This is a genomic window from Sulfitobacter sp. SH22 (assembly GCF_965641905.1).
Lineage (GTDB): Bacteria > Pseudomonadota > Alphaproteobacteria > Rhodobacterales > Rhodobacteraceae > Sulfitobacter.
The window spans coordinates 1285937-1309948 of sequence record NZ_OZ282573.1 but is presented as its reverse complement, the minus strand read 5'-3'; the positions used below and the strand labels follow the sequence as shown (position 1 = coordinate 1309948).

At 59.4% G+C, this 24012-nt stretch carries 21 protein-coding genes and 1 pseudogene; 11 read left to right on the top strand and 11 right to left on the bottom strand.

Translation table 11 applies throughout. The features are described 5' to 3' along the window. Positions 1-254 precede the first annotated feature (254 nt). Positions 255-1160 carry a LysR family transcriptional regulator gene (locus ACSQ13_RS08405; RefSeq protein WP_176249324.1) on the bottom strand — a complete coding sequence of 302 codons (906 nt, stop codon included), beginning with the start codon at positions 1158-1160 and terminating at the stop codon, positions 255-257. A 246-nt stretch (positions 1161-1406) separates the two neighbouring features. Here ACSQ13_RS08405 and ACSQ13_RS08400 point away from each other — a divergent pair, with 246 nt between their 5' ends. The 10 genes from ACSQ13_RS08400 to ACSQ13_RS08355 all read left to right on the top strand — a co-directional run bounded on the left by ACSQ13_RS08400 (position 1407) and on the right by ACSQ13_RS08355 (position 12709). Next, the gene (locus ACSQ13_RS08400) at positions 1407-4823 is read left to right on the top strand and encodes an indolepyruvate ferredoxin oxidoreductase family protein (protein WP_295512176.1); all 3417 of its coding nucleotides are present in this window, start codon (positions 1407-1409) and stop codon (positions 4821-4823) included. A 69-nt stretch (positions 4824-4892) separates the two neighbouring features. Continuing rightward, positions 4893-5780, top strand: a complete 888-nt coding sequence (locus tag ACSQ13_RS08395) for a lysophospholipid acyltransferase family protein (RefSeq protein ID WP_176249322.1) — start codon at positions 4893-4895, stop codon at positions 5778-5780. 12 nt (positions 5781-5792) lie between these two features. Next, complete coding sequence (locus tag ACSQ13_RS08390) at positions 5793-6602, top strand: glutamate racemase (protein ID WP_176249321.1); 810 nt, start codon at positions 5793-5795, stop codon at positions 6600-6602. A gap of 37 nt (positions 6603-6639) precedes the next feature. After that, positions 6640-7665 carry an N-acetyl-gamma-glutamyl-phosphate reductase gene (gene argC, locus ACSQ13_RS08385; RefSeq protein ID WP_295512178.1) on the top strand — a complete coding sequence of 342 codons (1026 nt, stop codon included), beginning with the start codon at positions 6640-6642 and terminating at the stop codon, positions 7663-7665. Between the two features lie 6 nt (positions 7666-7671). After that, positions 7672-8115: a cytochrome c maturation protein CcmE gene (ccmE, locus tag ACSQ13_RS08380; RefSeq protein WP_176249319.1), complete on the top strand. Its 444-nt coding sequence runs from the start codon at positions 7672-7674 to the stop codon at positions 8113-8115. Between the two features lie 79 nt (positions 8116-8194). Next, positions 8195-8806: a holin-associated N-acetylmuramidase gene (locus ACSQ13_RS08375; protein WP_176249318.1), complete on the top strand. Its 612-nt coding sequence runs from the start codon at positions 8195-8197 to the stop codon at positions 8804-8806. Continuing rightward, complete coding sequence (locus tag ACSQ13_RS08370; protein WP_176249317.1) at positions 8797-9372, top strand: holin family protein; 576 nt, start codon at positions 8797-8799, stop codon at positions 9370-9372. The genes ACSQ13_RS08375 and ACSQ13_RS08370 overlap by 10 nt, the downstream gene beginning before the upstream one ends. Before the next feature lie 72 nt (positions 9373-9444). Then, positions 9445-11409, top strand: coding sequence for a heme lyase CcmF/NrfE family subunit (locus tag ACSQ13_RS08365; protein ID WP_295512182.1), 1965 nt, complete (start codon positions 9445-9447; stop codon positions 11407-11409). Beyond that, the gene (locus tag ACSQ13_RS08360; RefSeq protein ID WP_176249315.1) at positions 11406-11861 is read left to right on the top strand and encodes a cytochrome c-type biogenesis protein; all 456 of its coding nucleotides are present in this window, start codon (positions 11406-11408) and stop codon (positions 11859-11861) included. Before ACSQ13_RS08365 ends, ACSQ13_RS08360 begins: the two co-directional genes overlap by 4 nt. A gap of 71 nt (positions 11862-11932) precedes the next feature. Further along, on the top strand, positions 11933-12709 hold the full coding sequence (locus tag ACSQ13_RS08355) for an enoyl-CoA hydratase-related protein (protein ID WP_176249314.1): 777 nt from the start codon (positions 11933-11935) through the stop codon (positions 12707-12709). Positions 12710-12718: 9 nt separating this feature from the next. Here ACSQ13_RS08355 and ACSQ13_RS08350 read toward each other — a convergent pair whose 3' ends face one another. The 3 genes from ACSQ13_RS08350 to gltX all read right to left on the bottom strand — a co-directional run bounded on the left by ACSQ13_RS08350 (position 12719) and on the right by gltX (position 16227). Next, positions 12719-13018 (bottom strand): hypothetical protein, encoded by a 300-nt coding sequence (locus ACSQ13_RS08350; protein WP_176249313.1) that lies wholly within the window; start codon positions 13016-13018, stop codon positions 12719-12721. 399 nt (positions 13019-13417) lie between these two features. After that, entirely contained in the window at positions 13418-14713 is a 1296-nt protein-coding gene (gltA, locus tag ACSQ13_RS08345; protein ID WP_176249312.1) for a citrate synthase, read from the bottom strand. A gap of 113 nt (positions 14714-14826) precedes the next feature. Next, the gene (gene gltX / locus ACSQ13_RS08340; RefSeq protein WP_176249311.1) at positions 14827-16227 is read right to left on the bottom strand and encodes a glutamate--tRNA ligase; all 1401 of its coding nucleotides are present in this window, start codon (positions 16225-16227) and stop codon (positions 14827-14829) included. A 125-nt stretch (positions 16228-16352) separates the two neighbouring features. Between gltX and ACSQ13_RS08335 the strand changes: the two are divergent. After that, positions 16353-18387 (top strand): annotated as a pseudogene (locus ACSQ13_RS08335) (ComEC/Rec2 family competence protein). A gap of 17 nt (positions 18388-18404) precedes the next feature. Here ACSQ13_RS08335 and lexA read toward each other — a convergent pair. The 7 genes from lexA to ACSQ13_RS08300 all read right to left on the bottom strand — a co-directional run bounded on the left by lexA (position 18405) and on the right by ACSQ13_RS08300 (position 23879). Then, positions 18405-19103, bottom strand: a complete 699-nt coding sequence (lexA, locus tag ACSQ13_RS08330) for a transcriptional repressor LexA (RefSeq protein ID WP_176249309.1) — start codon at positions 19101-19103, stop codon at positions 18405-18407. Positions 19104-19167: 64 nt separating this feature from the next. Next, on the bottom strand, positions 19168-20340 hold the full coding sequence (locus ACSQ13_RS08325; RefSeq protein WP_295512188.1) for a molybdopterin molybdotransferase MoeA: 1173 nt from the start codon (positions 20338-20340) through the stop codon (positions 19168-19170). Then, positions 20337-20810, bottom strand: coding sequence for a cyclic pyranopterin monophosphate synthase MoaC (moaC, locus tag ACSQ13_RS08320; RefSeq protein ID WP_295512190.1), 474 nt, complete (start codon positions 20808-20810; stop codon positions 20337-20339). The genes ACSQ13_RS08325 and moaC overlap by 4 nt, the downstream gene beginning before the upstream one ends. Continuing rightward, positions 20811-21623 (bottom strand): indole-3-glycerol phosphate synthase TrpC, encoded by an 813-nt coding sequence (trpC, locus tag ACSQ13_RS08315; RefSeq protein WP_295512192.1) that lies wholly within the window; start codon positions 21621-21623, stop codon positions 20811-20813. After that, positions 21620-22282, bottom strand: a complete 663-nt coding sequence (locus ACSQ13_RS08310; protein ID WP_295512194.1) for a uracil-DNA glycosylase — start codon at positions 22280-22282, stop codon at positions 21620-21622. Before ACSQ13_RS08310 ends, trpC begins: the two co-directional genes overlap by 4 nt. Beyond that, positions 22282-23301 (bottom strand): anthranilate phosphoribosyltransferase, encoded by a 1020-nt coding sequence (gene trpD, locus ACSQ13_RS08305; RefSeq protein WP_176249304.1) that lies wholly within the window; start codon positions 23299-23301, stop codon positions 22282-22284. The genes ACSQ13_RS08310 and trpD overlap by 1 nt, the downstream gene beginning before the upstream one ends. Next, entirely contained in the window at positions 23298-23879 is a 582-nt protein-coding gene (locus tag ACSQ13_RS08300; protein WP_295512196.1) for an anthranilate synthase component II, read from the bottom strand. Before ACSQ13_RS08300 ends, trpD begins: the two co-directional genes overlap by 4 nt. Positions 23880-24012 lie beyond the last annotated feature (133 nt).

The window sequence follows — 24012 nt, the reverse complement described above, 5'->3', positions numbered from 1 at the left end:
CCCCCTGGCAGATATGGCGGTACTCTTAGAGTAAGGCTGGCGCGGGGAAAAGGCCAAAGGCAGCACGTAAAGGCGCAGTTGGCGGGCTGGCAAAAAAAAGGCCGAGCATAAAGCTCGGCCAAGTCCAACAGGGAGGTATGAAGTGACAGCCCGAAGGCGTCTGTCTCCATACCGCCCAATTAGGCGGCGGTTGTGCTCGGATCAAGGCTGAACTTGAATTATTTCGGCATGACCGCTATGCGAAAAATGCATGGCTAGGCGTTTTTGCGGTGCCGCAGGTGTTTGCGGTGGGTGATAATCTCGTCCTGGACAAAGTCCTTGAAGGCGGCAACCCGCTTGGAGGCGCGCAATTCTTCGGGGTAGGCGAGGAACACCGGCACGTCAGCCGACTCAATATCAGGCAGCACCTGAACAAGGTCGGGGAAGTCTTCGATCAGGTAATCGGGCAAGACGCCGATGCCCAAATTGTGGATCACGCCCTGCAACACGCCGAAATAGTTGTTTACGGTCAGCATCGAACGCACATCATACATCATCAACTGCTGGACCAGCTGCAAACCGGCATTCACCTGATCGCTGTCGGTGTTCTGGCAGATCAGCCGGTGGTCGGACATATCCTCCAGCCGTTGGGGCGTGCCGTGTTCGGCCAGATAGGCGGGCGACGCATAAAGGCACATCTTGATCATCATCAGCTTCTTGCGAACCAGATCGGCCTGCGACGGTTCCTTCATGCGAATGGCGACATCTGCCTCGCGCATGGGCAGGTCCAGGACCCGTTCTTCCAACATCAGGTCCACCTTGAGGTCGGGATATTTCTCGTAAAGCTTTGGCAGGCGCGGGGCGAGCCATAGGGTGCCAAAGCCGGTGGTGGTGGTGACACGCAATTCGCCAAACACTTCTTCTTCGCTGTCGCGAATCCGTGCGGCGGCGGTATCGAGCCGTTTGCTCATCGCGGCGGTGGCATCAAAAAGCAATTCGCCCTGTTCGGTCAGAATCAGCCCGCGCGCATGTCGGTGGAAAAGATTGGTGTTCAGCTGTTCCTCAAGCCCGCGAATCTGCCGGCTGACGGCGGATTGGGACAGGTTCAGCTTTTCGCCAGCATGGGTCAGGCTGCCGGCATCCGCGACAGCATGAAAAATTCTAAGCTTGTCCCAATCCATGAGGACTTCCTTTATAAGGATGATCTTTTCCTGAAGATCACTGTGTTTGCGCTAAATGCATACTAAAAACAACCCTACGCCATGCTGCGCTGCAACATTATATCCAAAGGATAAACATCCTGTGGCGTATGTCTATTTTTTCGTCAGGTTGCCCGGTTGGTGGACGGAAACACAACGCTAGACAGGTCAGCGTTTATGACCTAGATTGATCCTTATGCATCAATCGCACGTAGGGGAGGACGCGCCATGGGTACGCAAAAGATTTCTTTGAATGATCGGTTTGACTTGGAAAAGTCCCCCGTTTTGCTGAACGGTACGCAAGCGTTGGTGCGTATGATGATGATGCAAAAGGCGCGCGACCGCGCCGCCGGGCTGAACACCGCGGGCTATGTGACCGGCTATCGCGGATCGCCGCTGGGTGCCGTTGATTTGCAGATGGAACGCGCGGCCAAGCCTTTGGCGGAATATGACGTGTTGTTCGAAGCCGGGTTGAACGAAGATCTGGCCGCGACCGCCCTGTGGGGCACGCAACAGGCCGAATTGCGCGGCGAGGGAAAATACGACGGTGTCTTTGGCCTGTGGTACGGCAAGGGGCCGGGGGTTGACCGGTCGGGCGATGTGATGCGCCACGCCAATATGGCGGGGTCGTCCAAGCATGGCGGCGTGCTAATGGCGATGGGGGATGACCACACCGGCGAATCCTCGACCGTGCTGCACCAGTCCGAATGGGCGATGATGGATGCCTATATGCCCATCGTCAGCCCTGCCGGTGTGCAAGAGATTATGGATTACGGCATCTATGGCTGGGCGTTGTCGCGGTTTTCAGGGCTTTGGGTTGGCCTGAAGACGATGAAAGACACGGTCGAGGCGACATCGGTCGTGAATGGTGATCCGCACCGGATGCAGTTGGTCACGCCTGATTTTGACATGCCCGAGGGTGGGTTGAACATCCGGCTGGTTGATACGCCGCATTTGCAGGAATCGCGGATGATCGACCACAAACGCTTTGCCGCCGAGGCGTTTTCACATGCCAACAAGATCGACAAGCGCATGTGGGGCAAGCCCGGTGCCAAGATCGGCTTTGTGGCGGCGGGCAAGAACTGGCTGGACCTGCTGCACGCCATGAGCCTGCTGAACATCGACGAGAACGAGGCCGAACGGCTGGGCATCACGTTGTACAAGGTCGGGCAGACCTTTCCGCTGGATATGAAGGGCTTTCACAAATGGGCCGAGGGGCTGGATCTGGTTGTTGTGGTCGAAGAAAAGCGCAAGCTGATCGAGATCCAGATCAAAGAGGCCCTGTTCTCGGACACGCACCGCCGGGTCTATGGCTGGCACAAGGGGGGTGGTGCCGGGATGGAGCATGGCGAAGAGCTGTTCCCGACCCGTGCGGCCCTTGACCCGATCTGGATCGCCGAAAAGCTGGGCAATATCCTGATCGAGGAAGGCCGCAACACTGATGGTATCAAGGCCGGGATGGAAGCGCTGGACACGGCGCGCCGTGCCGACAATGCCGAAGATATCGCCGCGCGTATCCCGTATTTCTGTTCGGGTTGCCCGCATAATTCGTCGACCAAACTGCCCGAAGGCAGCCGCGCCTATGCGGGGATCGGGTGCCATTACATGGTGCAGTGGATGGACCGCGAGACCACCGGTTACACGCACATGGGGGGCGAGGGCGCGAACTGGATCGGTGAATCGCATTTCTCGACCCGTGACCATGTGTTCCAGAACCTCGGGGATGGGACCTATAACCACTCGGGCATTCAGGCGATCCGCGCTGCCGTCGCGGCCAAGACCAACATTACCTATAAAATCCTGTATAATGATGCAGTTGCCATGACCGGCGGCCAGCATAACGAAGGCGATCTGGATGCACCGCGCATCGTGGCAGAGCTGGGCGCGATGGGGGTCAAGAACATCGCTGTGGTTTACGACGAGAAAGAAGACGTGGACCCGGCGGCCTTTAAGGGTGTGCCAATGTTCGAGCGTGCCGAGCTGCAAACGGTTCAGCAGAATTTCACCAAGCACAAAGGCGTCAGTGCCATCGTCTATATCCAGACCTGCGCTGCCGAAAAACGCCGCCGCCGCAAGCGCGGGCTGTTTCCCGACCCCGACAAGCGCGTGTTCATCAACACCGATGTCTGCGAAGGCTGTGGTGATTGCGGGGTGCAATCCAACTGCGTATCCATCGTTCCGGCAGAGACGGAACTGGGGCGCAAGCGGATGATTGATCAATCGTCCTGCAACAAGGATTTTTCCTGCGTCAAAGGGTTTTGCCCGTCTTTCGTAACGCTTGAAGGCGCTAAAATCCGCAAAGACCCGACAACCGAAGTCAAAATACCCGATCTCCCGATGCCTGCGCTGCCTGCCATTGATGGCACGTTCAACGTGGTGATCACGGGCGTTGGCGGCACGGGCGTTGTGACCATCGGTGCCGTGCTGGCGCAGGCCGCGCAGATTGACGGCAAAGGCGCTGGGATGATGGAAATGGCGGGGCTGGCGCAAAAGGGCGGTGCGGTGCACATCCATTGCCGTCTGGCCAACCGCCCCGAAGATATCAGCGCCATTCGCGTGGCGACCGGCGAAGCGGATGCGCTGATCGGGGGCGATCTGGTGGTGTCTGCGGGCACCAAAACGCTGGGTCTGACCCGCACGGGGCGCACAGGCGCTGTGGTGAACTCGCATCAGATCATCACGGGCGATTTCACCCGTGATACGGAATTCAAGATGCCCTACGACCGCCTGACCCTCGCGCTTGAGGCGCGGTTGAAAGACGATGTGGCGCTGTTTGATGCGTCGGATCTGGCCAAGGCGACGCTGGGGGATTCGATCTATTCCAACATGATGATCTTTGGTGCGGCGTGGCAAAAGGGGCTTATCCCTCTGTCGCTTGAGGCGCTTCAAGACGCGATCCGGCTGAATGGGGCGGCGGTTGAACGCAACCTCAAAGCGTTCGAGCTGGGCCGTTGGGCCGTGCTTTATCCTGCCGAGGCCGCGCAGGTCATCACGCCCAATGTGGTGCAAATGCCAAAAACGCTGGACGAGAAAATCGCCTTCCGGATGAACCACCTGACAGATTATCAGGGCAAGGGGCTGGCCAAACGCTATGCCAGAATGCTGGAGCCGATCACCGACAAAGCGCTCAAGGAAGCGGTGGCCTTGGGCTATCACAAGCTGTTGTCTTACAAGGATGAATACGAGGTTGCGCGGTTGCTCAAATCGACGCGGGCCAAGGTGGATGCCGAATTCGACGGTGCCCCGAAGATCACCTTTAACCTTGCCCCGCCGATGCTGTCAAAAACCGGCGCGGATGGACGCCCGATGAAACGCGCCTTTGGCGAATGGCTGGAAACGCCGTTGTCGGTGCTCAAACGGCTCAAGGTTTTGCGCGGCACGCCGTTTGATCCCTTTGGCCGGACCGAGGAACGCCGGATGGAGCGGGCGCTGATCAAGCAGTACGAGGCCGACATGAAAGACGTGTTGCCCAAACTGACCGACCAGACCCGCGAGGCGATCATCGCGCTGGCCGAGCTTCCCTTGCAAATTCGCGGCTTTGGCCCCGTCAAGCAGGCGAACGAGGCAAAAGCAGCCAAACGTCGCGAGGAACTGCTGGCCGTGATCCGCACAGGAGGCACAACGACGTCAAAAGCCGCAGAATAGGGGCTGGCTGTCATGCGCTTGTCATGAAAACGGCATATGGCAAGACCGTCATCCAAGAGGGATCCTGAAATGGGCCAGCCAAAACCGTTTTTTGCCCGCGAAATCAGCTATGCCCATTCGGTGCGCAGCAAGCCGGGCCGTGCCTTCATCCGCTTGATCGAGAATTCGACGGGCCGGTTGGGGCTGATCAAGCGGGCGTCGGGGTACGAGCAGGACATGGCCGCCGGCGGGTGCTTTTTTGACGTGATGGTGCAGCGCTATGGGCTGAGCCTTGACGTGGTGGGTGGCAGTCTGGACAGCATTCCCGCCACGGGGCCTGTGATATTCTTGGCAAACCACCCGTATGGTATTCTGGACGGGCTGATGCTGGGCCATATCATGTCACGCACGCGGGGTGACTTTAAAATCATGGCGCATTCGGTGTTTAACCGTGCGCCTGATTTGAACCGGCACCTGTTGCCGATCAGCTTTGACGCGGACAAGGCAGCACTTGCCCTGAACCTGCACACGCGCAAGACCGCGCTTGATTATCTGGGGCAGGGCGGCGCAATCGGCGTCTTTCCCGGTGGCACGGTCAGCACCGGCGCGCGGCCGTTTTCCAAGCCGATGGACCCCGGTTGGCGCAGTTTTACCGCGCGGATGATCGGCAAGTCGCAAGCCACTGTTGTGCCGATCTATTTCGACGGTCACACCAGCCGTCTGTTCCAGATTGCCAGCCATTTGCACAGCAGTTTGCGCTTGGGTCTGCTGATCAAGGAATTCCGCAAACGTGTCGATACGCCGGTGCGCGTGGTGATCGGGGAGCCGATCGGCAGGAATGTGCTGAACCCTTTGGCAAAAGACGCAAAAGCGATGATGGATTTCCTGCGCAAAGCCACGTATGAGTTGTCACCAGACCCGGCCAAGACCTTTGATCTGGGCTTTGAATTTGAAGATCGGCATCGCGCCGACAGGTGACGGCAAAAGAATATGGCAGTTGGTATTTTCGATTCGGGCCTCGGCGGGTTGACCGTCTGGGATGCAGTGCAAAAGCAGTTGCCTGACGTTGATTTCGTCTATTTGGCCGACAGCGCCCATGCGCCCTATGGCGTGCGCACTGCCGATGACATTTACAATCTGACCGTCGCTGCGACCCAACGGCTGTTTGACGCGGGTTGCGATCTGGTGATCTTGGCCTGCAACACGGCATCGGCGGCCGCATTGCGGCGCATGCAGGAATCCTGGGTGCCAGCCGACAAGCGCGTTTTGGGGGTGTTCGTGCCCTTGATCGAGGCGATGACCGAACGCGAGTGGGGCGATAATTCACCCCCGCGCGAAGTCGATCTGAAACATGTGGCGTTGTTTGCGACGCCTGCCACAGTGGCCAGCCGCGCGTTTCAACGTGAATTGGCGTTCCGCGCGATTGGCGTCGACGTGGAGGCGCAGGCCTGTGGGGGGGTGGTGGACGCGATCGAGGACGGTGATTTCATCCTTGCCGAAGCGCTGGTGCGCAGCCACGTGGACGCCTTGCAGCGCAAAATGCCAAAGCCGCAGGCAGCAATCCTGGGGTGCACCCATTATCCGCTGATGCTGGAAACCTTTCAGGATGCGCTTGGACCGGATGTAAAAGTGTTCAGTCAGGCCAATCTGGTGGCGCGCAGTCTGGGTGACTATCTGAAACGCCATCCCAATATGATGGGCACGGGCGAGGCGGCATTTCTGACCACGGGCGACCCCAAGAAAGTCAGCAGCAGGGCGACGCAGTTCTTGCGACGACCGTTGACTTTTCAAGCCGCTTAACGACCCTTTGATATTTTTCCGAACGGAACCCGACACAATGTATAACATCGCTATTCTTGGTGCCTCCGGCTATACCGGCGCTGAACTGATCCGGTTGATCGCCAACCATTCTTCGATGCAAATCAAGGCCTTGGGCGCGAACTCCAAGGCGGGTCAGACCATGGCCGAAGTGTTTCCACATCTGCGCCATCTGGATCTTCCGGCGCTTGTTTTGATCGAGGATATTGATTTCTCGGACATCGATCTGTGCTTTTGCGCGCTGCCGCACAAGACCAGTCAGGAAGTGATCGCGGCGCTGCCCAAGGACCTGAAAATCGTGGACCTGTCTGCCGATTTCCGGCTCCGCGACCCCGAAGAATATACCAAGTGGTACGGCAACCCCCACGCCGCCTTGGAGCAGCAGAAAGAGGCGGTTTACGGGCTGACCGAATTCTACCGCGACGAGATCAAGACCGCGCGTTTGGTCGCGGGTACGGGCTGTAATGCGGCGACAGGGCAGTTTGCGCTGCGTCCCCTGATCGAAAAGGGTGTGATTGATCTGGATGATATCATCCTTGATCTGAAATGCGCCGTTTCCGGTGCGGGTCGGTCGCTCAAGGAAAACCTGCTGCATGCCGAATTGTCCGAAGGGTACCACGCCTATTCCGTCGGCGGTACGCACCGGCATCTGGGTGAATTCGATCAGGAGTTTTCGGCCATCGCGGGCCGCCCGGTCAAAGTGCAGTTCACCCCGCATTTGATTCCCGCCAACCGCGGCATTCTGGCGACCGTGTATGTCAAAGGCGATGCGCAGGTCATTCACGATACGTTCATGGCGGCCTATGCCGACGAGCCGTTCATCGAGGTATTGCCGATGGGCGAGGCCCCCAGCACGCGCCACATTCGCGGATCGAACTTTTGCCACATCGGTGTTGTTGCAGACCGGATCGAAGGGCGCACGATTGTGATTGCAGCACTTGATAACCTGACCAAAGGGTCAAGCGGGCAGGCGTTGCAAAATGCCAATGTCATGTTAGGTATTGAAGAGACAGAGGGGCTGATGATGGCTCCGCTATTCCCTTGAGGTCCGATGAAAAGTCTTAAAAAGCAGCGTCGAATTCAGGTGATCGCAGTGGCGGTGGTGGCATTGGTTCTGTCCACCGCATTGATCGGTTACGCGATGCGCGACGGGATCAACTTTTTCCGCGCCCCCAGTCAGGTGATCGCGGAACCGCCCGGCCCGAACGAGGTGTTTCGCATTGGCGGGCTGGTGGCCGAAGGGTCGCTTGTGCGCGGTGACGGAGAGACAATCCGCTTTTCCGTGACCGATGGCGGGGCGGTTATTCCGGCCACCTATACCGGTGTTTTGCCCGACTTGTTCGAGGAAAACCAAGGGATGGTCGGCACAGGGCGCTACATCAACGGCGTGTTCGAAGCGACTGAAATCCTTGCCAAACATGACGAGACATACATGCCAAAAGAGGTCGTTGACGCCCTCAAGGCGCAAGGTGTTTACGTCGAGCCTGAAAGCTAGGACCGAACGGGCCGCTTTCCCTAAGTTAACGAATGACCCAGCACCCTTGTCGCAGTGAAATGTGCAAGGGGGCCGTTCAATGTATTCTGTCAAAGACATCGCGAGGGACATCGTGGCCCGTGAAGGCGGGTTTGTGAATGATCCCGATGATCCGGGCGGGGCGACAAATTTTGGCGTTACGATCCACACGATGCGGCGATTGGGGATCGACCTGAACCACGACGGTGTGGTCGATCAACGCGATCTGCGCAGCCTGAGCCAATCCGACGCGGTTAATATATTCATCCGGCATTATTTCCACGCGCCTTTGATCGGAGGGCTGCCCGATGCGCTGCACCCAAGCGTTTTCGATATGTATGTTAACGCAGGCAGCAATGCGGTGAAGATCTTGCAGCGGCTTTTGCGCAGCATGGGGTACGATATCGCCGTCGACGGCGTGCTGGGGGCGCAAAGCCATGCGGTAGCCCAGGACGCCTATGCCAAAGCCCCGCAGGAATTGGTGGATGCTTACGGCATTGCCCGGCGGAATTACTATTTCACACTGGCGGATCGGCGACCTGCAAGCCGCAAATATGCGCGCACGCGGGCAGGCGGCAAAGGCGGTTGGATCACGCGCGCCGAGGCATTTATCGCCCCGAAATACCACCTAAGCCAATCGGCATTCAGCGAAAGGACAGCGTCATGGGGTTGATCGACAAGGTCGTTGGGTTGGTGTTTGGCAATGGCGGGGCGATGGTGCGCGACACGGTTGAAGTGTTTCGCGAAAACGCCGAAAAAGGCGCGCAACGCTCTGCCGAGGCGCAAGATCAGGCGATGGCGCAATATGCCGCCGAATTCGCGATTGAACGCAAAGGCGGGTTTGACCGGTTTATGGACGGGTTGAACCGGGTGCCACGCCCTGCGCTTGCGCTTGGCACGCTTGGGCTTTTCGTAGCGGCCATGGTCGACCCGATCTGGTTTGCGGCCCGTATGCAGGGGATCGCATTGGTGCCAGAGCCGCTTTGGTGGTTGTTGGGGGTGATCGTATCGTTCTATTTCGGGGCGCGGCATCAGGTGAAAACCCAGGAATTCCAACGCTCTATCGTGCGAACCATTGCGCAGGTGCCGCAGGTGGTGGGCAATATCCGGTCGATCAACGCGCTGCGCCACGATTCGGTGCAGGTGGCTGCTACGGGGGGCGATGCGGCCCTGTCTTTGGCGGTGATCGAGGCCGCAGATAACCCTGCACTTGAGGATTGGCGCAAAGCGGCGGCCTAGCTGCGACGCTTTGCGCGCTACGAGGGCGTTAATCGGCATGGCATGGGGCGCGTTTGCGGCCTATAATGCACCATGATTACAGAACTCGGACATTTCGCCCTTATCCTCGCCTTTGGTGTGGCCATCTTTCAGATGGTCGTGCCCCTGATTGGTGCCTACAAACGCTGGCCCGGGTGGATGGCCGTTGCCGAACCCGCCGCGGGTGCGCAATTTGCCCTGACGGCATTGGCCTTTGGCGCGTTGATGTGGGCGTTTATCACCTCTGATTTCTCGCTTCGACTGGTGGTGTTGAACAGCCATTCGATGAAGCCGATGCTGTATAAAATCAGCGGCACATGGGGCAACCACGAAGGGTCGATGCTGCTTTGGGTGCTGATTGTATCGCTGTTTGGTGCCATGGCAGCCTGGTTCGGGGGCAACCTGCCTCAAAGCCTGCGGGCCCGTGTGCTGGGGGTTCAGGCCGCGATTGGCGTCGCTTTCTATGGCTTTATCCTGTTCACATCGAACCCGTTCTTGCGTCTGGCGACACCGCCCTTTGACGGGCAGGATTTGAACCCGCTGTTGCAAGACCCCGGTTTGGCCTTTCACCCGCCGTTCCTCTATTTGGGCTATGTCGGCCTGTCGATGACCTTCAGCTTTGCCGTTGCAGCGCTGATCGAAGGGCGCATTGATGCCGCTTGGGGCCGTTGGGTGCGCCCTTGGACATTGGCGGCCTGGATTTTCCTGACAATCGGCATCGCGCTTGGGTCCTGGTGGGCCTATTACGAATTGGGCTGGGGCGGCTTCTGGTTCTGGGATCCTGTTGAAAACGCTTCGTTTATGCCGTGGCTGCTGGCGGTGGCACTGTTGCATTCTGCCATCGTGGTGGAAAAACGCGAGAGCCTGAAAAGCTGGACAATCCTGCTGGCGATCCTTGCTTTCGGCTTTTCGCTGATCGGCACATTTATCGTGCGCTCGGGCTTGCTGACGTCCGTGCATGCCTTTGCCAACGACCCCGAACGCGGTGTGTTTATCCTGATGATCATGGCGTTCTTCATGGGCGGCGCTTTGGTGCTGTTTGCCATGCGTGCCTCCGCGCTTGAGGCAAAGGGCGTGTTCGGCATTGTCAGCCGTGAATCCGCCTTGTTGGTGAATAACGTGTTGCTGGCGGTTGCGTGTTTTGTCGTCTTTATCGGGACGATGTGGCCGCTGCTGGCCGAGATGTTCTTTGACCGCAAGCTAAGCGTGGGGCCGCCGTTCTTTAACGCGGCATTCACGCCCTTTATGGTAGTGCTGGGCTTGGTCCTGCCGATCGGATCGGCCTTGCCGTGGAAACGTGCGCAGATCGGGCGCGCGCTAAAGCCGCTGCGCTATGTGTTTGTGCTGGCGATTGCGGTTGGCGGCCTGGCCTTTGCGATGCAGAGCGGGCGCAGCCTGTTGGGGCCGGTCGGCTTGTTTCTTGGCGCGTGGATCGTGATGGGGACGGTTGTTGACCTGCTGGGGCGTACCGGACGCGGGCAGGGGCGCTTGCGCCGTCTGACACGGTTGCCACGGGCCGATTGGGGCAAGATGCTTGCCCATGCCGGGCTCGGGATCACCATGGCCGGCATTGCCGGCATCACCGCGTGGAGCGTGGATGACATTCGTGCCGTTCCTATCGGCGGCTCGGTCGAGGTGGGCAGCTATACCGTTCAGCTCGATAACGTCGAACGGTTGCAAGGCCCGAACTATATGGCGACCACCGGCTATGTGACCTTGTTCCAGAACGGTGTTGAAATCGCGCAATTGCGGCCCGAAAAGCGGTTTTATCCCGTCGCTGAAATGCCCACGACCGAAGCGGCAATCGACTATAACCTCGCGCGCGACGTGTATGTGGTGATTGGCGATGAACAGGACGACGGCGGCTGGGTGGTGCGGACATATATCAAGCCGTTGACCAACTGGATCTGGATCGGCTGTGCGCTGATGGCCTTGGGCGGTTTGCTAAGCTTGTCGGACAGGCGGTTTCGTATCGCAGCCGGTGCGGCCAAACGACCAACACAGGTGCCAGCAGAATGAGGGCGCTTTTGATCGCATTTATGCTGCTGGTGGTCACCCCCGCCTGGGCCGTGCAACCGGACGAGATCCTGTCGGATCCGGTGCTTGAGGAACGGGCCCGCGACCTGTCAAAGGGCTTGCGCTGCCTTGTGTGTCGCAACGAAAGCATCGACGAGAGCAACGCCAGCCTTGCCCGCGATCTGCGGATTTTGCTGCGCGAACGGCTGGTTGCGGGGGATAGTGACCAGGAAGCGGTGGATTTCATCGTCAACCGCTATGGCGAATATGTTCTGCTTAATCCGCCTGCGTCGGGGTCGACCTGGCTGCTTTGGGCGGCGGGGCCGTTGATGCTGCTGCTTGCTGCGGGGCTGGGCTATGGCTATCTGCGCGGGCGGTCTACGGCACCCGCCGCGGATCAAACCCCGCTTAGCGCTGAAGAACAGGCCCGTTTGGATGATATTCTGAACAAATAACGCTTGGTTTCGCTGGCCCTGAGGGCGGCATTGGGTACACTGCGTGCAAACATGCAGATTGGACCTGATTGATGGACTACCAGACCCTAAATTTTGACGTGACCGATGGCCTTGCGGTGATCACCCTGAACCGCGCTGACAAGATGAACGCGCTGACCACCCAGATGCGTGCCGAGATCGAACATGCCTTCGTTCAGGGCGGCAAACAGGCGCGCTGCGTGGTCGTAACAGGGGCGGGGCGGGCGTTCTGTTCGGGCCAGGATTTGGGCGACAGCAACGGCGGTGCGTCTATGGATCTGGAACGGACCCTGCGCGATGAATACGCCCCCATGCTGCGCGCGATTACCAATTGCCCGGTGCCGACCATTGCCGCGGTAAACGGTGCCGCAGCCGGTGCGGGTGCAAATCTGGCGCTGGCGACCGACATCGTTATTGCAACGGAATCGGCTTATTTTCTTCAGGCTTTTACCCGCATCGGGCTGATCCCCGACGCAGGCGGCACTTATACGCTGCCGCGTCAGATGGGCATGGCCAAGGCAATGGGCGCGGCCCTGTTCGCAGACAAGATCAGCGCCCGTCAGGCGGATGACTGGGGGATGATCTGGGAAGCGGTGCCGGATGCGGGCTTTGACGCCCATTGGCGTGCAAAAGCAGCGCAACTGGCAAGCGGTCCGACGCTGGCCTATGCCTCGGCCAAAAAGGCCATTCGTGAAAGCTGGGACAATTCCTTTGAGGGCCAGCTGGCACTAGAAGCCCGCGAGCAAGGCAAATGCGGCCAATCGCGGGATTTCAAAGAGGGTGTGATCGCGTTTTTGCAAAAGCGGATTGCGAAGTTCGAAGGGCGGTAAGCGGATCGGTCAGACCGACCGTTCGATCAGCAATACGTCGTCGGGGTTCAAGGTGGGGCGTGTTGCGCTGGCAACCACAGCCACGGCAATCCCGTCCGCCAGGACCGTATGAACCGAGCCAGATACCTGCTTGACCGTAATTCGGGGGGGTGTCTGGCCTTTGTTATAGACGACCGCGATCTGATCACAATTCTGGTCGCTGTCGTGCACCAAAGACCCTTGCGGTGAATGCTGTTTCAAGGCGTTTTTGGATGTCAGGCTGGTCGCAGTGTCCCATTCTAGACCGGCATAAGAAGCTGGAACTGCCATCACTGCATCCTTTGTTTTTTTAAGCGAGATGCCAGCCAGCCTGCCAAACCCTGCGTTATTTTACGGCAAGGACAGATGCTAAACCTCAGCAATTATCGTTAATCTATTGACGATCGGGGGTGTGGGTCAATCAAGTTCGCTGATTGTCCAACAGGCGGAAACAAAAACACAGAAATGTCGTAATTCTGCGGTTTGGTTTCGATATACCGGAAAATAGGCCGAAACAATTTGGGCGAATTGGCGGCTTTGATCAGCCGGCCGGTTTGACCGTGATTCTAATTCCAGTGGGTGCTGTGATTTACCGGCGCAATTGTCATTGATTTTGATCAATCACAGGATGGCCCCAACGAAAAACGCCCCGCCAGATGGCAGGGCGTTTTCGTCATTTCTACGCTGCGATTAGCGTTTTTCGATGTCGACGTAATCGCGTTTGCCTTCGCCCAGATACAGCTGGCGCGGACGGCCGATTTTCATCTGTGGATCGCTAATTTGTTCTTTCCACTGGGAAATCCAACCAACGGTGCGGGCCAATGCAAAGATAGGCGTGAACATCGACGTCGGGAAGCCCATGGCCTCAAGAATGATGCCGGAATAGAAATCAACGTTGGGGAACAGCTTCTTATCCGCGAAATACGGATCTTCCAGTGCCTGTTTTTCCAGTTCCTTGGCGACCTGCAGGATCGGGTTGTTTTCAACGCCGAGCAGTTCGAGAACTTCGTCCGCGCTTTCCTTCATCACGGTCGCGCGCGGGTCAAAGTTTTTGTAAACCCGGTGGCCAAAGCCCATCAGACGGAACGGATCATTCTTGTCCTTGGCGCGGGCGATGAATTCTGGAATCCGGTCCGGCGTGCCGATTTCCTTGAGCATTTCAAGACAGGCCTGGTTCGCACCCCCGTGGGCAGGGCCCCAAAGACAGGCGATGCCCGCCGCGATACAGGCGAACGGGTTCGCGCCCGAGGAGGACGCCAGACGCACGGTCGAGGTCGAGGCGTTTTGCTCGTGGTCGGCATGCAAGGTAAAGATCCGGTCCATCGCGCGGGCCAGGATCGGGTCAACAACGTAATCTTCTGCAGGGACGGCAAAGCACATGCGCAGGAAGTTACCGGCATAATCGACGTCATTGCGTGGATAGATAAAGGGTTGGCCGATGGTATATTTATACGCCATCGCCGCAATGGTTGGCATCTTGGCAATCAAACGGATCGTCGCGACTTCGCGCTGGTGCGCGTCGTTCACGTCGGTGCTGTCATGATAGAATGCAGACATTGCGCCCACAACGCCGACCATGATCGCCATTGGATGCGCATCACGGCGGAAACCACGGAAGAAATTAATCATCTGTTCGTGGATCATGGTGTGGTTGGTGACCAGTTCCTCGAACTCTTCCAGCTGTGTTGGCGACGGCAGTTCGCCGTTCAGCAGCAAATAGCACACCTCAAGGTAATGCGACTCGCTGGCGAGCTGATCAATCGGATAGCCACGGTGCAGCAACACACCTTCGTCGCCATCAATAAAGGTGATCGTGCTGTCGCAAGCGGCAGTAGACGTAAAACCCGGGTCATAGGTAAAGACATTCGCCTGCGCGTAAAGCTTGCGGATATCCATGACATCCGGCCCTACAGTCGGGGAATAAATAGGTAATTCAAAGCTTTTACCGTCGATGGTCAACGTTGCTGATTTTGTACTCTCGGCCATGAAGTCCCTTTCTACCGTTGGCGATGTGCGTTCTGCCCACCGTCCGGCACCGGCCTGAAGTGGCCCGTGCGTTGTGTTATCTCGCTTTAAGTTGAGATTTGCTTAAGCATCTCTCAATTTGCTGCATCCTGCAATCTGGCAAGGCTTTCGTCACGCCCCAAAATCAGCATCATATCGAATACCGACGGGGTCGCTGTCCGACCTGCAAGGGCAGAGCGCAAAGGCCCAGCCAACTTGCCAAATTTAGTATCATGTGCGGCTGCAAAGCCGTTTAACGCCTCTTCTAGCGTTTCTCTGTCCCAGTTAACATTCTGCAACTGCGGCGTCAATTCGCTCAGTATACCACGGGATACATCATCCAGGTTCTTGGCTGCTTTCTCGTCCGGTACAATGGGGCGGCTGGCCAGAACAAACTCTGCTTTTTCAAGGAGTTCGGGGAAGGTTTTGGCGCGTTCCTTGAGGCAATACATGGCCCGTTCCAAACCATCACCTTGTTGCGACGTGAGGGCAGGCAGGCCAGCGGCGGCCAAATATCCCTCGATCTCGTGCCGCAATGCGGCATCATCGGCGACGGCAATATGCTGGCCGCAGATATTTTCCAGCTTTTTCAAATCAAACTGTGCGGGGCTTTTGCGAATGCCGTCCAGATCGAACCATTCTTTTGCCTGCTCGTCGGTGAAAAACTCGTCGTCGCCATGGCTCCAGCCCAGACGGGCGAGATAGTTGCGCATACCGGCGGCAGGATAGCCCATCGCCTGATATTCCTGCGCGCCCAAAGCCCCGTGGCGTTTCGACAATTTCTTGCCGTCGGGTCCGTGAATCAGCGGGATATGCGCCCAAACCGGCACGTCCCAGCCCATCGCGTGATAGATCATCATCTGGCGTGCGGCATTGTTCAGGTGGTCGTCGCCACGGATCACATGGGTCACGCCCATATCATGGTCGTCAACGACAACGGCCAGCATATAAACCGGGGTACCATCAGAGCGGAGCAGAACCATATCATCCAGCTGGTCATTGCCGATTTTCACATCGCCCTGCACGCGGTCGTGGATGATCGTCTCGCCGGTTTGGGGGGCCTTGATGCGCACAACATAAGGCGCGTCAGGGTGGGTCGATGGGTCAGCATCGCGCCAAGGCGAATGATACAGCGTGCTGCGGCCTTCGGCCTTTGCCGTATCGCGGAATTCAGCGATTTCTTCCTGGCTGGCAAAGCATTTATAGGCCTTGCCGGCAGCCAGAAGTTCAAGGGCGACCTCGGCGTGACGCGCGGCATTTTCAAACTGGCTGACAACATCACCGTCATGATCCAGCCCCAGCCACGCAAGGCCCTGCAAGATCGCATCGGTGGCTTCGGGGGTATAGCGCACACGGTCGGTGTCTTCGATGCGCAGCAAGAATTTGCCGCCACGGCCGCGCGCATAAAGCCAGCTGAAAAGGGCCGTCCGCGCCCCGCCAATATGCAGATAGCCGGTCGGAGAAGGGGCAAAGCGGGTGACGACAGGCTGTGTCATATGGGGTGTCCTTTCAGTGAAATGGTACGGTTTCCCCGCTCTGGCAGGGGGCCGTTTATCTTTTGCTAACCACGCAGCGGGTAGCGTCAGGGTCTATCTAGCCAGTGCGGGGATCGGGGGCAAGTATGGGCCTGATGCAAGGTCTGTCGCAGATGATGTTACAGCAGCGTGGCCATCTGTTCGGCTGGGTGCCCGTCTGTCTGGCGATCGGGATCGGCGGCTATTTCATGGTCAGGGCCGAACCCGCGCTGCCCGTCTTGCTGGGGCTGATGGCGGGCGCGGGGGTGTTGCTGTTGCTCTCGCGGCACCTGCCCGATGCGGCGGCCCCTGTTGCGGTGGCCGTTGCGTTGGGGATGATCGGCTTTGATCTGGCCGCCTTGCGCGCCCATGCGGTTGGCGGGCCGGTGTTGGGCTGGCGCTATTACGGTGCAATCGAGGGGCGGATCGTCGGGATTGACCGCAGCCAGTCCGACGCGCTGCGCCTGACCCTTGACCGCGTGGTGCTGGAAAGGGTGTCTGCCGAGCGGACACCGATGCGGGTGCGGGTGTCGCTGCACGGCGATCAAAGCCACAGCATCGCCGCCGAACCGGGGTTGCGCGTGATGACAACGGGGCATTTGTCGCCCCCCAGCGGTCCGGTTGAACCGGGCGGCTTTGATTTCCAGCGCCATGCGTGGTTCGCGCGTTTGGGGGCTGTCGGCTATACCCGAAATCCGGTGCTGGGGGCAGCACCCGCAGCGCAGGGCCGCGCCGGTCTGATGGTGCTGCGGGTGCGCATGGCGGCGTCCGCCCGCGTGCAAGCGGCGCTCGGGGGCGATATCGGCGGCTTTGCAACCGCGATCACAACGGGGGATCGCAGTGCCATCAGCCAAACCGCCCTGTTTGACCTGCGGGCCAGCAATCTGGCGCATCTGCTGGCGATTTCGGGTCTGCATATGGGGTTGCTGAGCGCGGTCGTGTTCGGGGCATTGCGTCTGGTCCTCAGCCTGGTCCCTTGGGTCGCGCTCCGCTGGCCGACGCGCAGTATTGCGGCGGCGGGCGCGCTGGTTGCCGCGACCGGATATCTGGCGCTGTCGGGGGGGCAATGTGGCGACCGAACGGGCGTTTGTGATGGTTGCGGTGGCCTTGGGGGCGCTGATGCTGGGGCGGCGCGCGCTTAGCCTGCGGGCCGTGGCGATAGCCGCGACGCTGGTGTTGATCCTGCGGCCAGAGGCGTTGATGGGGCCGGGGTTCCAGATGTCATTCGCGGCGACGACGGCGTTGGTGGCGGTGTTCGGCTGGCTGCGCGACGGGCAGTTGTCGCTGGGCCCCAAATGGCTGGCCCCGGCGGTGGCGACCTTTATATCGTCTGCGGTGGCAGGGCTGTTCACGGCCCCTGTGGGGGCGGCGCATTTCAATACAATTGCCCATTTCGGGCTGATCGCGAACCTGCTGTCTGTGCCCTTGATGGGGCTGCTGGTGATGCCTGCGGCGGTCGGGGCGCTGGTGCTGGCCCCCTTGGGGCTGGACCATCTTGCGCTGTGGATCATGGGGCTGGGCCTGCGCTGGATCTTGGCTGTGGCGGCGTTTGTGGCGGATATCGAAGGTGCGCAGGGTCATGTAAAAGGGCCGGGGGTCTGGGTGCTGCCCTTGCTGGCGCTCGGGTTTTTATGGGTGCTGTTGTGGCAGGGGCGGCTGCGGTTTGCGGGTATTGCGGCTGTGATCGCGGGATTCGCCCTGTGGTATCAGGCAGAGCGGCCCATGGTGTTGATCGCGGATACAGGAAATCTGGTTGGCATCATCACCCCGCAAGGACGCGCCCTGAGCAAGGCCAAAGGGGCAGGGTTTATCGCCCGAAACTGGCTGGAGAATGACGGGGACGGGACCATGCAGGCGGATGCCGCTGACCGGTGGCGGCCGGATATGCGGGTCGCGGGCCAGCAAATCATCCACCTGTCAGGCAAACGCGCCGTTGCGGCATTCGGGCGCTGCACGTCAGGGCAGATCATCGTGACCTCGGTGGTGCTTGAAAAGAGCTTGGGCGATTGCCTGATCCTTGACCCGAAATATCTGCGTCAGACCGGTGCGATTTCGATGCGTCTGGAAAACGGGCAGATCAAAATGCAAACGGCCCGCCAAAGGGCGGGCTCGCGGTTGTGGACGCACTGGCCAGATGATTGATCCGGCCAGTTCCCAGATCAATAGGTGCGGATCAAACCGACCAAACGCCCCTGAACCTTGACCATATCCGACGGGAACACCCGCGTTTCATAGGCTGGGTTCGCCGCCTCCAGCGCGATTGAGCTGCCGTGGCGTTTGAAGGTCTTGAGCGTCGCCTCGTGATCGTCGACCAGTGCCACCACGATATCGCCGTCATCCGCGACAGAGGTCTCGCGGATCACCACAACGTCACCGTCGTTAATGCCCGCGTCGATCATCGAATCGCCTTTGACTTCAAGGGCATAGTGTTCGCCGCTGCCGCTGATCATGTTGCCCGGAACAGCCACGGAATGGGTCATTGTGGTAATTGCCTCGATCGGGACACCGGCGGCGATGCGGCCCATCATCGGAATATCCGTCGCGGACCCCGATACAGACTGGGCGGCGCGCGGCGGCGGGGCGTCGGGGCGATCCCCGTCAATCACGCGGGGGGTAAAGCCGGAACCGGGCAATCCACCCATGCTGTCGGGCAGTTTCACAACCTCGATCGCGCGCGCACGGTGGGCCAGACGGCGGATAAATCCGCGTTCCTCAAGCGCTGTAATCAGACGGTGGATGCCGGATTTCGACCGCAGGTCCAATGCTTCTTTCATCTCGTCAAAGCTGGGCGGCACCCCGTCGCGCTGAACGCGCTTGTGAATGAAAGCCAGCAGGTCGAGTTGTTTTTTGGTTAGCATCCGAACATCCCCTGAGATTATTGGTTTGGGTTTGTTCTAGTGATGTTCTTGTTTTGTGTCAACGCTACAGCGGGATACACTCCATCATTTCGCCCGATTGGCGCGCCGGATCATCGGCGGGGCGTATCATCAGCACATCCGCCTGGGCCAGAACGCTTAGCAACGAACTGTCCTGATTGCTTTCCGGATGCACCGCACCATCGCGCACCAAGGCCCGCATGAAATGGGTGCGCGGCCCGCCTTTGGGCAGATCCAAGGCCAGCGGCATCGGGGTACGGGGGGCAGCTTTGCCAGCCAGCCCAAGCATCTTGCGTAGCACGGGGGCCACAAACACCACGCCGCAGACCATGGCAGACACGGGGTTTCCCGGCAGGCCGATCATCGGCGTCTTGCCCAGTTTTCCGGCCATCAACGGTTTTCCGGGGCGCATCGCGACCTTATAAAACGCCTGTTCCATGCCCAGTTCGGCAGCAACGGGGGCAACCAGATCGTGATCTCCGACCGAGGCCCCGCCAATGGTAATGATCAGATCGGCCCCTTGGGCGAGTTTGAACGACTGGGTCAGCGATGCGGCGGTGTCCCGCGCAATGGGGATCAACCGGCAGCGCGCCCCGATCTGTTCAAGCATCGCAGCCAGACCATAGGTGTTTGACGCGATAATCTGGTCGGGTCCGGGTGTTTCACCCGGCTGCACCAATTCATCCCCCGTGGCGATGATCGCGATCTGCGGGGCAATGTGAACGGGCACTTCGGCAATGTTCATCGCGGCAAGCAGGGCGATATCGGCGGGCCGCAAGACGCGCGGGGCGGTCATCACATCGCCGGCTTTGAAATCACCACCGGCGGGGCGGATATTGTCTTTGCCGTCAATGTCATGGCCCAGCATCAGCAGATCGCCACGGCGGCTTGTGTCTTCCTGGATCACGACGAAATCAGCGCCTTCGGGGATCGGGGCACCGGTGAAAATCCGCACGGCCTGTCCGGCTTTCACGACCCCGTCAAAGCGGTGGCCAGCGGCGGCTTCGCCGATCACCTTGAACATCGCATCGGGCTCAACCTCGGCGCGGTGCAGGGCATAGCCATCCATCGATGAGGCCGCAAAGGGCGGTTGGGTCAGGGGTGTCGTGACGTCTTCGGCCAATACCCGTCCTGCGGCGTGGCGCAGGGGGACGGTTTCAACACCCATGGGGGCGACAAGATCAAACAGGTGCGACAGGGCGGTTTCGACTGAAATCATGATGCTTCGTAGCGGCCCGATTTGCCGCCGTCCTTGAGCATGACGCGCAGCCCGCCGATTTCCATGCCCTTGTCCACGGCTTTGGCCATGTCATAGACGGTAAGTGCGGTGACGGATGCGGCGGTCAATGCCTCCATCTCGACGCCGGTCTGGCCGGTGGTTTTCACTGTCGCCTCGATGCGCAGGCCGGGCAGGTCGGCGTCTGGGGTCAATTCAACCGATACTTTGGTGATCGGCAGCGGATGACACAGCGGGATCAGATCGGATGTGCGTTTGGCGGCCATGATACCAGCCAGACGCGCAACGCCCATCACGTCACCCTTTTTTGCGCGACCTTCTGTAATAATATCAAAGGTTTCGCGCTGCATCTTGATGTAGGTCTCAGCGACAGCGATCCGCGACGTCATCGGCTTGTCCGAGACATCGACCATATGGGCATCGCCCTTGCCATCAAAATGCGTCAGGCTCATTTACATCCCTCCGGGGCGAAACGGATTGGCAAGAAGCGTGCGTGTGGCGGCCTCTACGTCGTCTTGACGCATCAGGCTTTCGCCGATCAGGAACACGCGCGCCCCGTATTTCGCCATATCTGCCAGATCATCAGGGGTGTTCAGCCCCGATTCAGACACGATCATCTTGTCCATATCGACATATTTGGACAGGCTGCGCGTGGTATCAAGCGAGGTTTCAAAGGTCTTGAGATTGCGGTTGTTGATGCCGATCATCCGGCTTTTCAGCTGGGCGGCGCGGTCAAGTTCGGCCTTGTCATGTACTTCGATCAGGGCATCCATGCCCCATTCGGCGGCGGCGTCCTCAAGCTCGAGGGCCTGTGCGTCACTGACCGAGGCCATGATGATCAGGATGCAATCAGCCCCCAAAGCGCGGGCTTCGGCCACCTGATAGGTGTCGTACATGAAATCTTTACGCAAGACGGGCAGGGTGCAGGCCTCGCGGGCGGCGACAAGGTAGTCTTTGGCACCCTGAAAACTGGGCGTGTCGGTCAGGATTGAAAGGCATGTCGCACCGCTTGCCGCATAGGCGGCTGCCAATGCTGCGGGGTCGAAATCGGCGCGGATCAACCCTTTGGACGGGCTGGCTTTCTTGACCTCGGCGATCAGGCCGTACCCTTCGCGGGCGGCATCGAACAGGGCATCGGCAAAGGGGCGCACGGGTGATGCGGCGCGGGCGTCGGCCTCCACGGCCTCAAGGGGTTTTGCGGCTTTGTCGGCCGCGACCTCTTCGAGCTTGTAGGCTTTGATCTTGTCTAGGATGGTGTCTGTCATGATGTCTCCGGGGTTGCCCAGTTTATGGCGGTTTGGCCTTGTGCCTGCAACCAGTCATTGCTGCGTGAAAAGGGCTGCGAGCCGAAAAAGCCGCGCCGCGCAGACAGGGGCGATGGATGCGCTGTTTCGATCTTGAGGTTCGCGCGCGGGTCCACGTCTTTGGCGACCTTGTGGGCATGGGCCCCCCACAGCAGATAGACGCGAGGGCGGTCGGACAGGCGGTGCAGGATTTGCGCGGTCAGGATGTGCCAGCCCAGTTTCGCATGATCACCCGCCGCACCCGCAGGCACGGTGAGGGTGGTATTCAGCAACAAGACACCCTGTGCGGCCCAGAAATGCAGGTCGGCATCTTCGGGTGATGCGTCAATGTCGGCCTGCATCTCTTTGAATATGTTTGATAAAGACCGTGGCAGGGGGTGTGTGTCAGCGGCAGCCGAAAACGCCAGCCCGTGGGCGTGGCCCGGCGTGGGGTATGGATCCTGACCAAGGATGACCACCCGCACGTCATCGGGCTGGGTCCGTTCAAGGGCGGCAAATACCTGATCCCGTGGCGGCAGGATCAGTCGATCGTCCTGCGCCAAGGCAGCTTCGATCCCCGGCAGGGTTTCGTCAAAAAACGGCAGATCGCGCCACGCGCCAAGGGTGGACAGATCGAACATCAACTGGCTTGCGTGATGCGGGCCACTTGGGTGATCTTGTCGCGCGCGGCCCCGCTGTCGATGCTGGCGCGGGCCATTTCAACGCCGGTTTTCAGATCGGGCGCGGCATCGGCGACAACCAAAGCAGCGGCGGCGTTCAACAACACCGCATCGCGATAGGCAGAGGGCGCGCCATCCAGCAACGCGTTGAACGCAATCGCGTTTTCTTCGGGGGTGCCGCCGACGATATCCTCGAACGGATGCACGGGCAGGCCGGCGTCCTCGGGGGTGATCTCGAATTCGGTAATGGTGCCGTCGGGGTTCAACGCGGCAACCCAGCTGACCCCGGTGATGGTCAATTCATCGGTGCCGTCGGACCCGTGCACCAGCCACGCCTTTTCAGACCCCAATGCGCCAAGGGTTTCTGCCATGGGCCGGATCAGATCGCGGCGATAGGCACCGGTCAGTTGCCGTTTCACGCTGGCCGGGTTGGTCAGCGGGCCGAGGATGTTGAAAATCGTGCGGGTTCCCAGTTCGGACCGGGTCGGCATCACATGGGCGATGGCGGGATGGTGCATGGGGGCCATCATGAAACCGATTCCGGCCTCTTTCAGGCAGGCCTCGACCACTTTGGGGCCGACCATGACCTTCAGACCCATCTGGGTCAGCGCATCGGCGGCACCGGATTTGGACGACAGGTTGCGGTTGCCGTGTTTGGCCACGACCACGCCAGCGCCCGCCACCACAAAGGCGGTTGCCGTTGAAATGTTCAACGTGCCTTTGCCGTCGCCACCGGTGCCGACAATGTCGATCGCGCCTTCGGGCGCAGTCACCGGATGGCATTTAGCGCGCATGACATAGGCGGCAGCGGCATATTCATCCACGGTTTCGCCGCGCGTGCGCAGCGCCATCAAAAACCCGCCGATCTGGCTGGGCGTTGCTTCGCCATCGAACAGGATTTCAAAGGCCTCTTCGGCCTGATCGCGGGTCAGCGGGCCAGTCGCAGCCGCATCAATCAGCGGTTTCAGACGTTCGCTCATGCGGGCACCTTTATGACGTTGAGAAAGTTTTGCAGCATCTGGTGGCCATGTTCCGACCGGATGGATTCGGGGTGAAACTGCACACCGTGCAAGGGCAACTCGCGGTGTTGAAGTCCCATGATCGTGCCGTCCTCAAGTTCTGCCGTAACCTCAAGGCAATCGGGCAGGCTGGCGCGTTCGACCACCAACGAATGATACCGTGTCGCGGCAAAGGGCGAGGGCAGGCCGGCAAAGACACCTTTGCCCGTGTGGTGCATCTGGCCCATCTTGCCATGCACAATCTCGCCGGCGCGCACGACCTTGCCGCCGAATGCCTGACCCAAGGTCTGATGACCCAAACACACCCCCAGCAGCGGCACACCCGCATCGGCGGCCGCTTTGGTCAAGGGCAGGCAAATGCCCGCCTGATCGGGGTCGCACGGACCCGGGGACAGGATGATGCCCGCAGGGTTCATCGCGATGGCATCCTCAACGGAAATGGCATCATTTCGCCGAATATCGACCTCGGCTCCTAAATCGCCTAGATAATGCACCAAATTGTAAGTGAAACTGTCGTAATTATCTATCAGCAGTAGCATAGGGCAATTCTTTGCGTTCAGGCGGGGGTTTAGGGCTAGAGGATTGGCACCAAACCACGGTATAATGTTCGCCATTACATGTTCAGGCTTAAGACCTATCGTCAAGGGCACCAGGTCCGCAGAGCGGCCAATG

Bases quoted from the DNA above. Each gene is read 5' to 3' on its own strand.
- ACSQ13_RS08390 (WP_176249321.1), top strand. From the start codon at position 5,793: ATGGCAGTTGGTATTTTCGATTCGGGCCTCGGCGGGTTGACCGTCTGG.
- ACSQ13_RS08325 (WP_295512188.1), bottom strand. From the start codon at position 20,340: ATGATTTCAGTCGAAACCGCCCTGTCGCACCTGTTTGATCTTGTCGCC.
- gltX (WP_176249311.1), bottom strand. From the start codon at position 16,227: ATGACACAGCCTGTCGTCACCCGCTTTGCCCCTTCTCCGACCGGCTAT.
- ACSQ13_RS08355 (WP_176249314.1), top strand. From the start codon at position 11,933: ATGGACTACCAGACCCTAAATTTTGACGTGACCGATGGCCTTGCGGTG.
- ACSQ13_RS08360 (WP_176249315.1), top strand. From the start codon at position 11,406: ATGAGGGCGCTTTTGATCGCATTTATGCTGCTGGTGGTCACCCCCGCC.
- ACSQ13_RS08405 (WP_176249324.1), bottom strand. From the start codon at position 1,160: ATGGATTGGGACAAGCTTAGAATTTTTCATGCTGTCGCGGATGCCGGC.
- ccmE (WP_176249319.1), top strand. From the start codon at position 7,672: ATGAAAAGTCTTAAAAAGCAGCGTCGAATTCAGGTGATCGCAGTGGCG.
- ACSQ13_RS08395 (WP_176249322.1), top strand. From the start codon at position 4,893: ATGGGCCAGCCAAAACCGTTTTTTGCCCGCGAAATCAGCTATGCCCAT.
- ACSQ13_RS08310 (WP_295512194.1), bottom strand. From the start codon at position 22,282: ATGTTCGATCTGTCCACCCTTGGCGCGTGGCGCGATCTGCCGTTTTTT.
- ACSQ13_RS08365 (WP_295512182.1), top strand. From the start codon at position 9,445: ATGATTACAGAACTCGGACATTTCGCCCTTATCCTCGCCTTTGGTGTG.
- trpD (WP_176249304.1), bottom strand. From the start codon at position 23,301: ATGAGCGAACGTCTGAAACCGCTGATTGATGCGGCTGCGACTGGCCCG.
- moaC (WP_295512190.1), bottom strand. From the start codon at position 20,810: ATGAGCCTGACGCATTTTGATGGCAAGGGCGATGCCCATATGGTCGAT.
- ACSQ13_RS08400 (WP_295512176.1), top strand. From the start codon at position 1,407: ATGGGTACGCAAAAGATTTCTTTGAATGATCGGTTTGACTTGGAAAAG.
- ACSQ13_RS08300 (WP_295512196.1), bottom strand. From the start codon at position 23,879: ATGCTACTGCTGATAGATAATTACGACAGTTTCACTTACAATTTGGTG.
- ACSQ13_RS08370 (WP_176249317.1), top strand. From the start codon at position 8,797: ATGGGGTTGATCGACAAGGTCGTTGGGTTGGTGTTTGGCAATGGCGGG.
- ACSQ13_RS08375 (WP_176249318.1), top strand. From the start codon at position 8,195: ATGTATTCTGTCAAAGACATCGCGAGGGACATCGTGGCCCGTGAAGGC.
- trpC (WP_295512192.1), bottom strand. From the start codon at position 21,623: ATGACAGACACCATCCTAGACAAGATCAAAGCCTACAAGCTCGAAGAG.
- ACSQ13_RS08350 (WP_176249313.1), bottom strand. From the start codon at position 13,018: ATGGCAGTTCCAGCTTCTTATGCCGGTCTAGAATGGGACACTGCGACC.
- argC (WP_295512178.1), top strand. From the start codon at position 6,640: ATGTATAACATCGCTATTCTTGGTGCCTCCGGCTATACCGGCGCTGAA.
- lexA (WP_176249309.1), bottom strand. From the start codon at position 19,103: ATGCTAACCAAAAAACAACTCGACCTGCTGGCTTTCATTCACAAGCGC.
- gltA (WP_176249312.1), bottom strand. From the start codon at position 14,713: ATGGCCGAGAGTACAAAATCAGCAACGTTGACCATCGACGGTAAAAGC.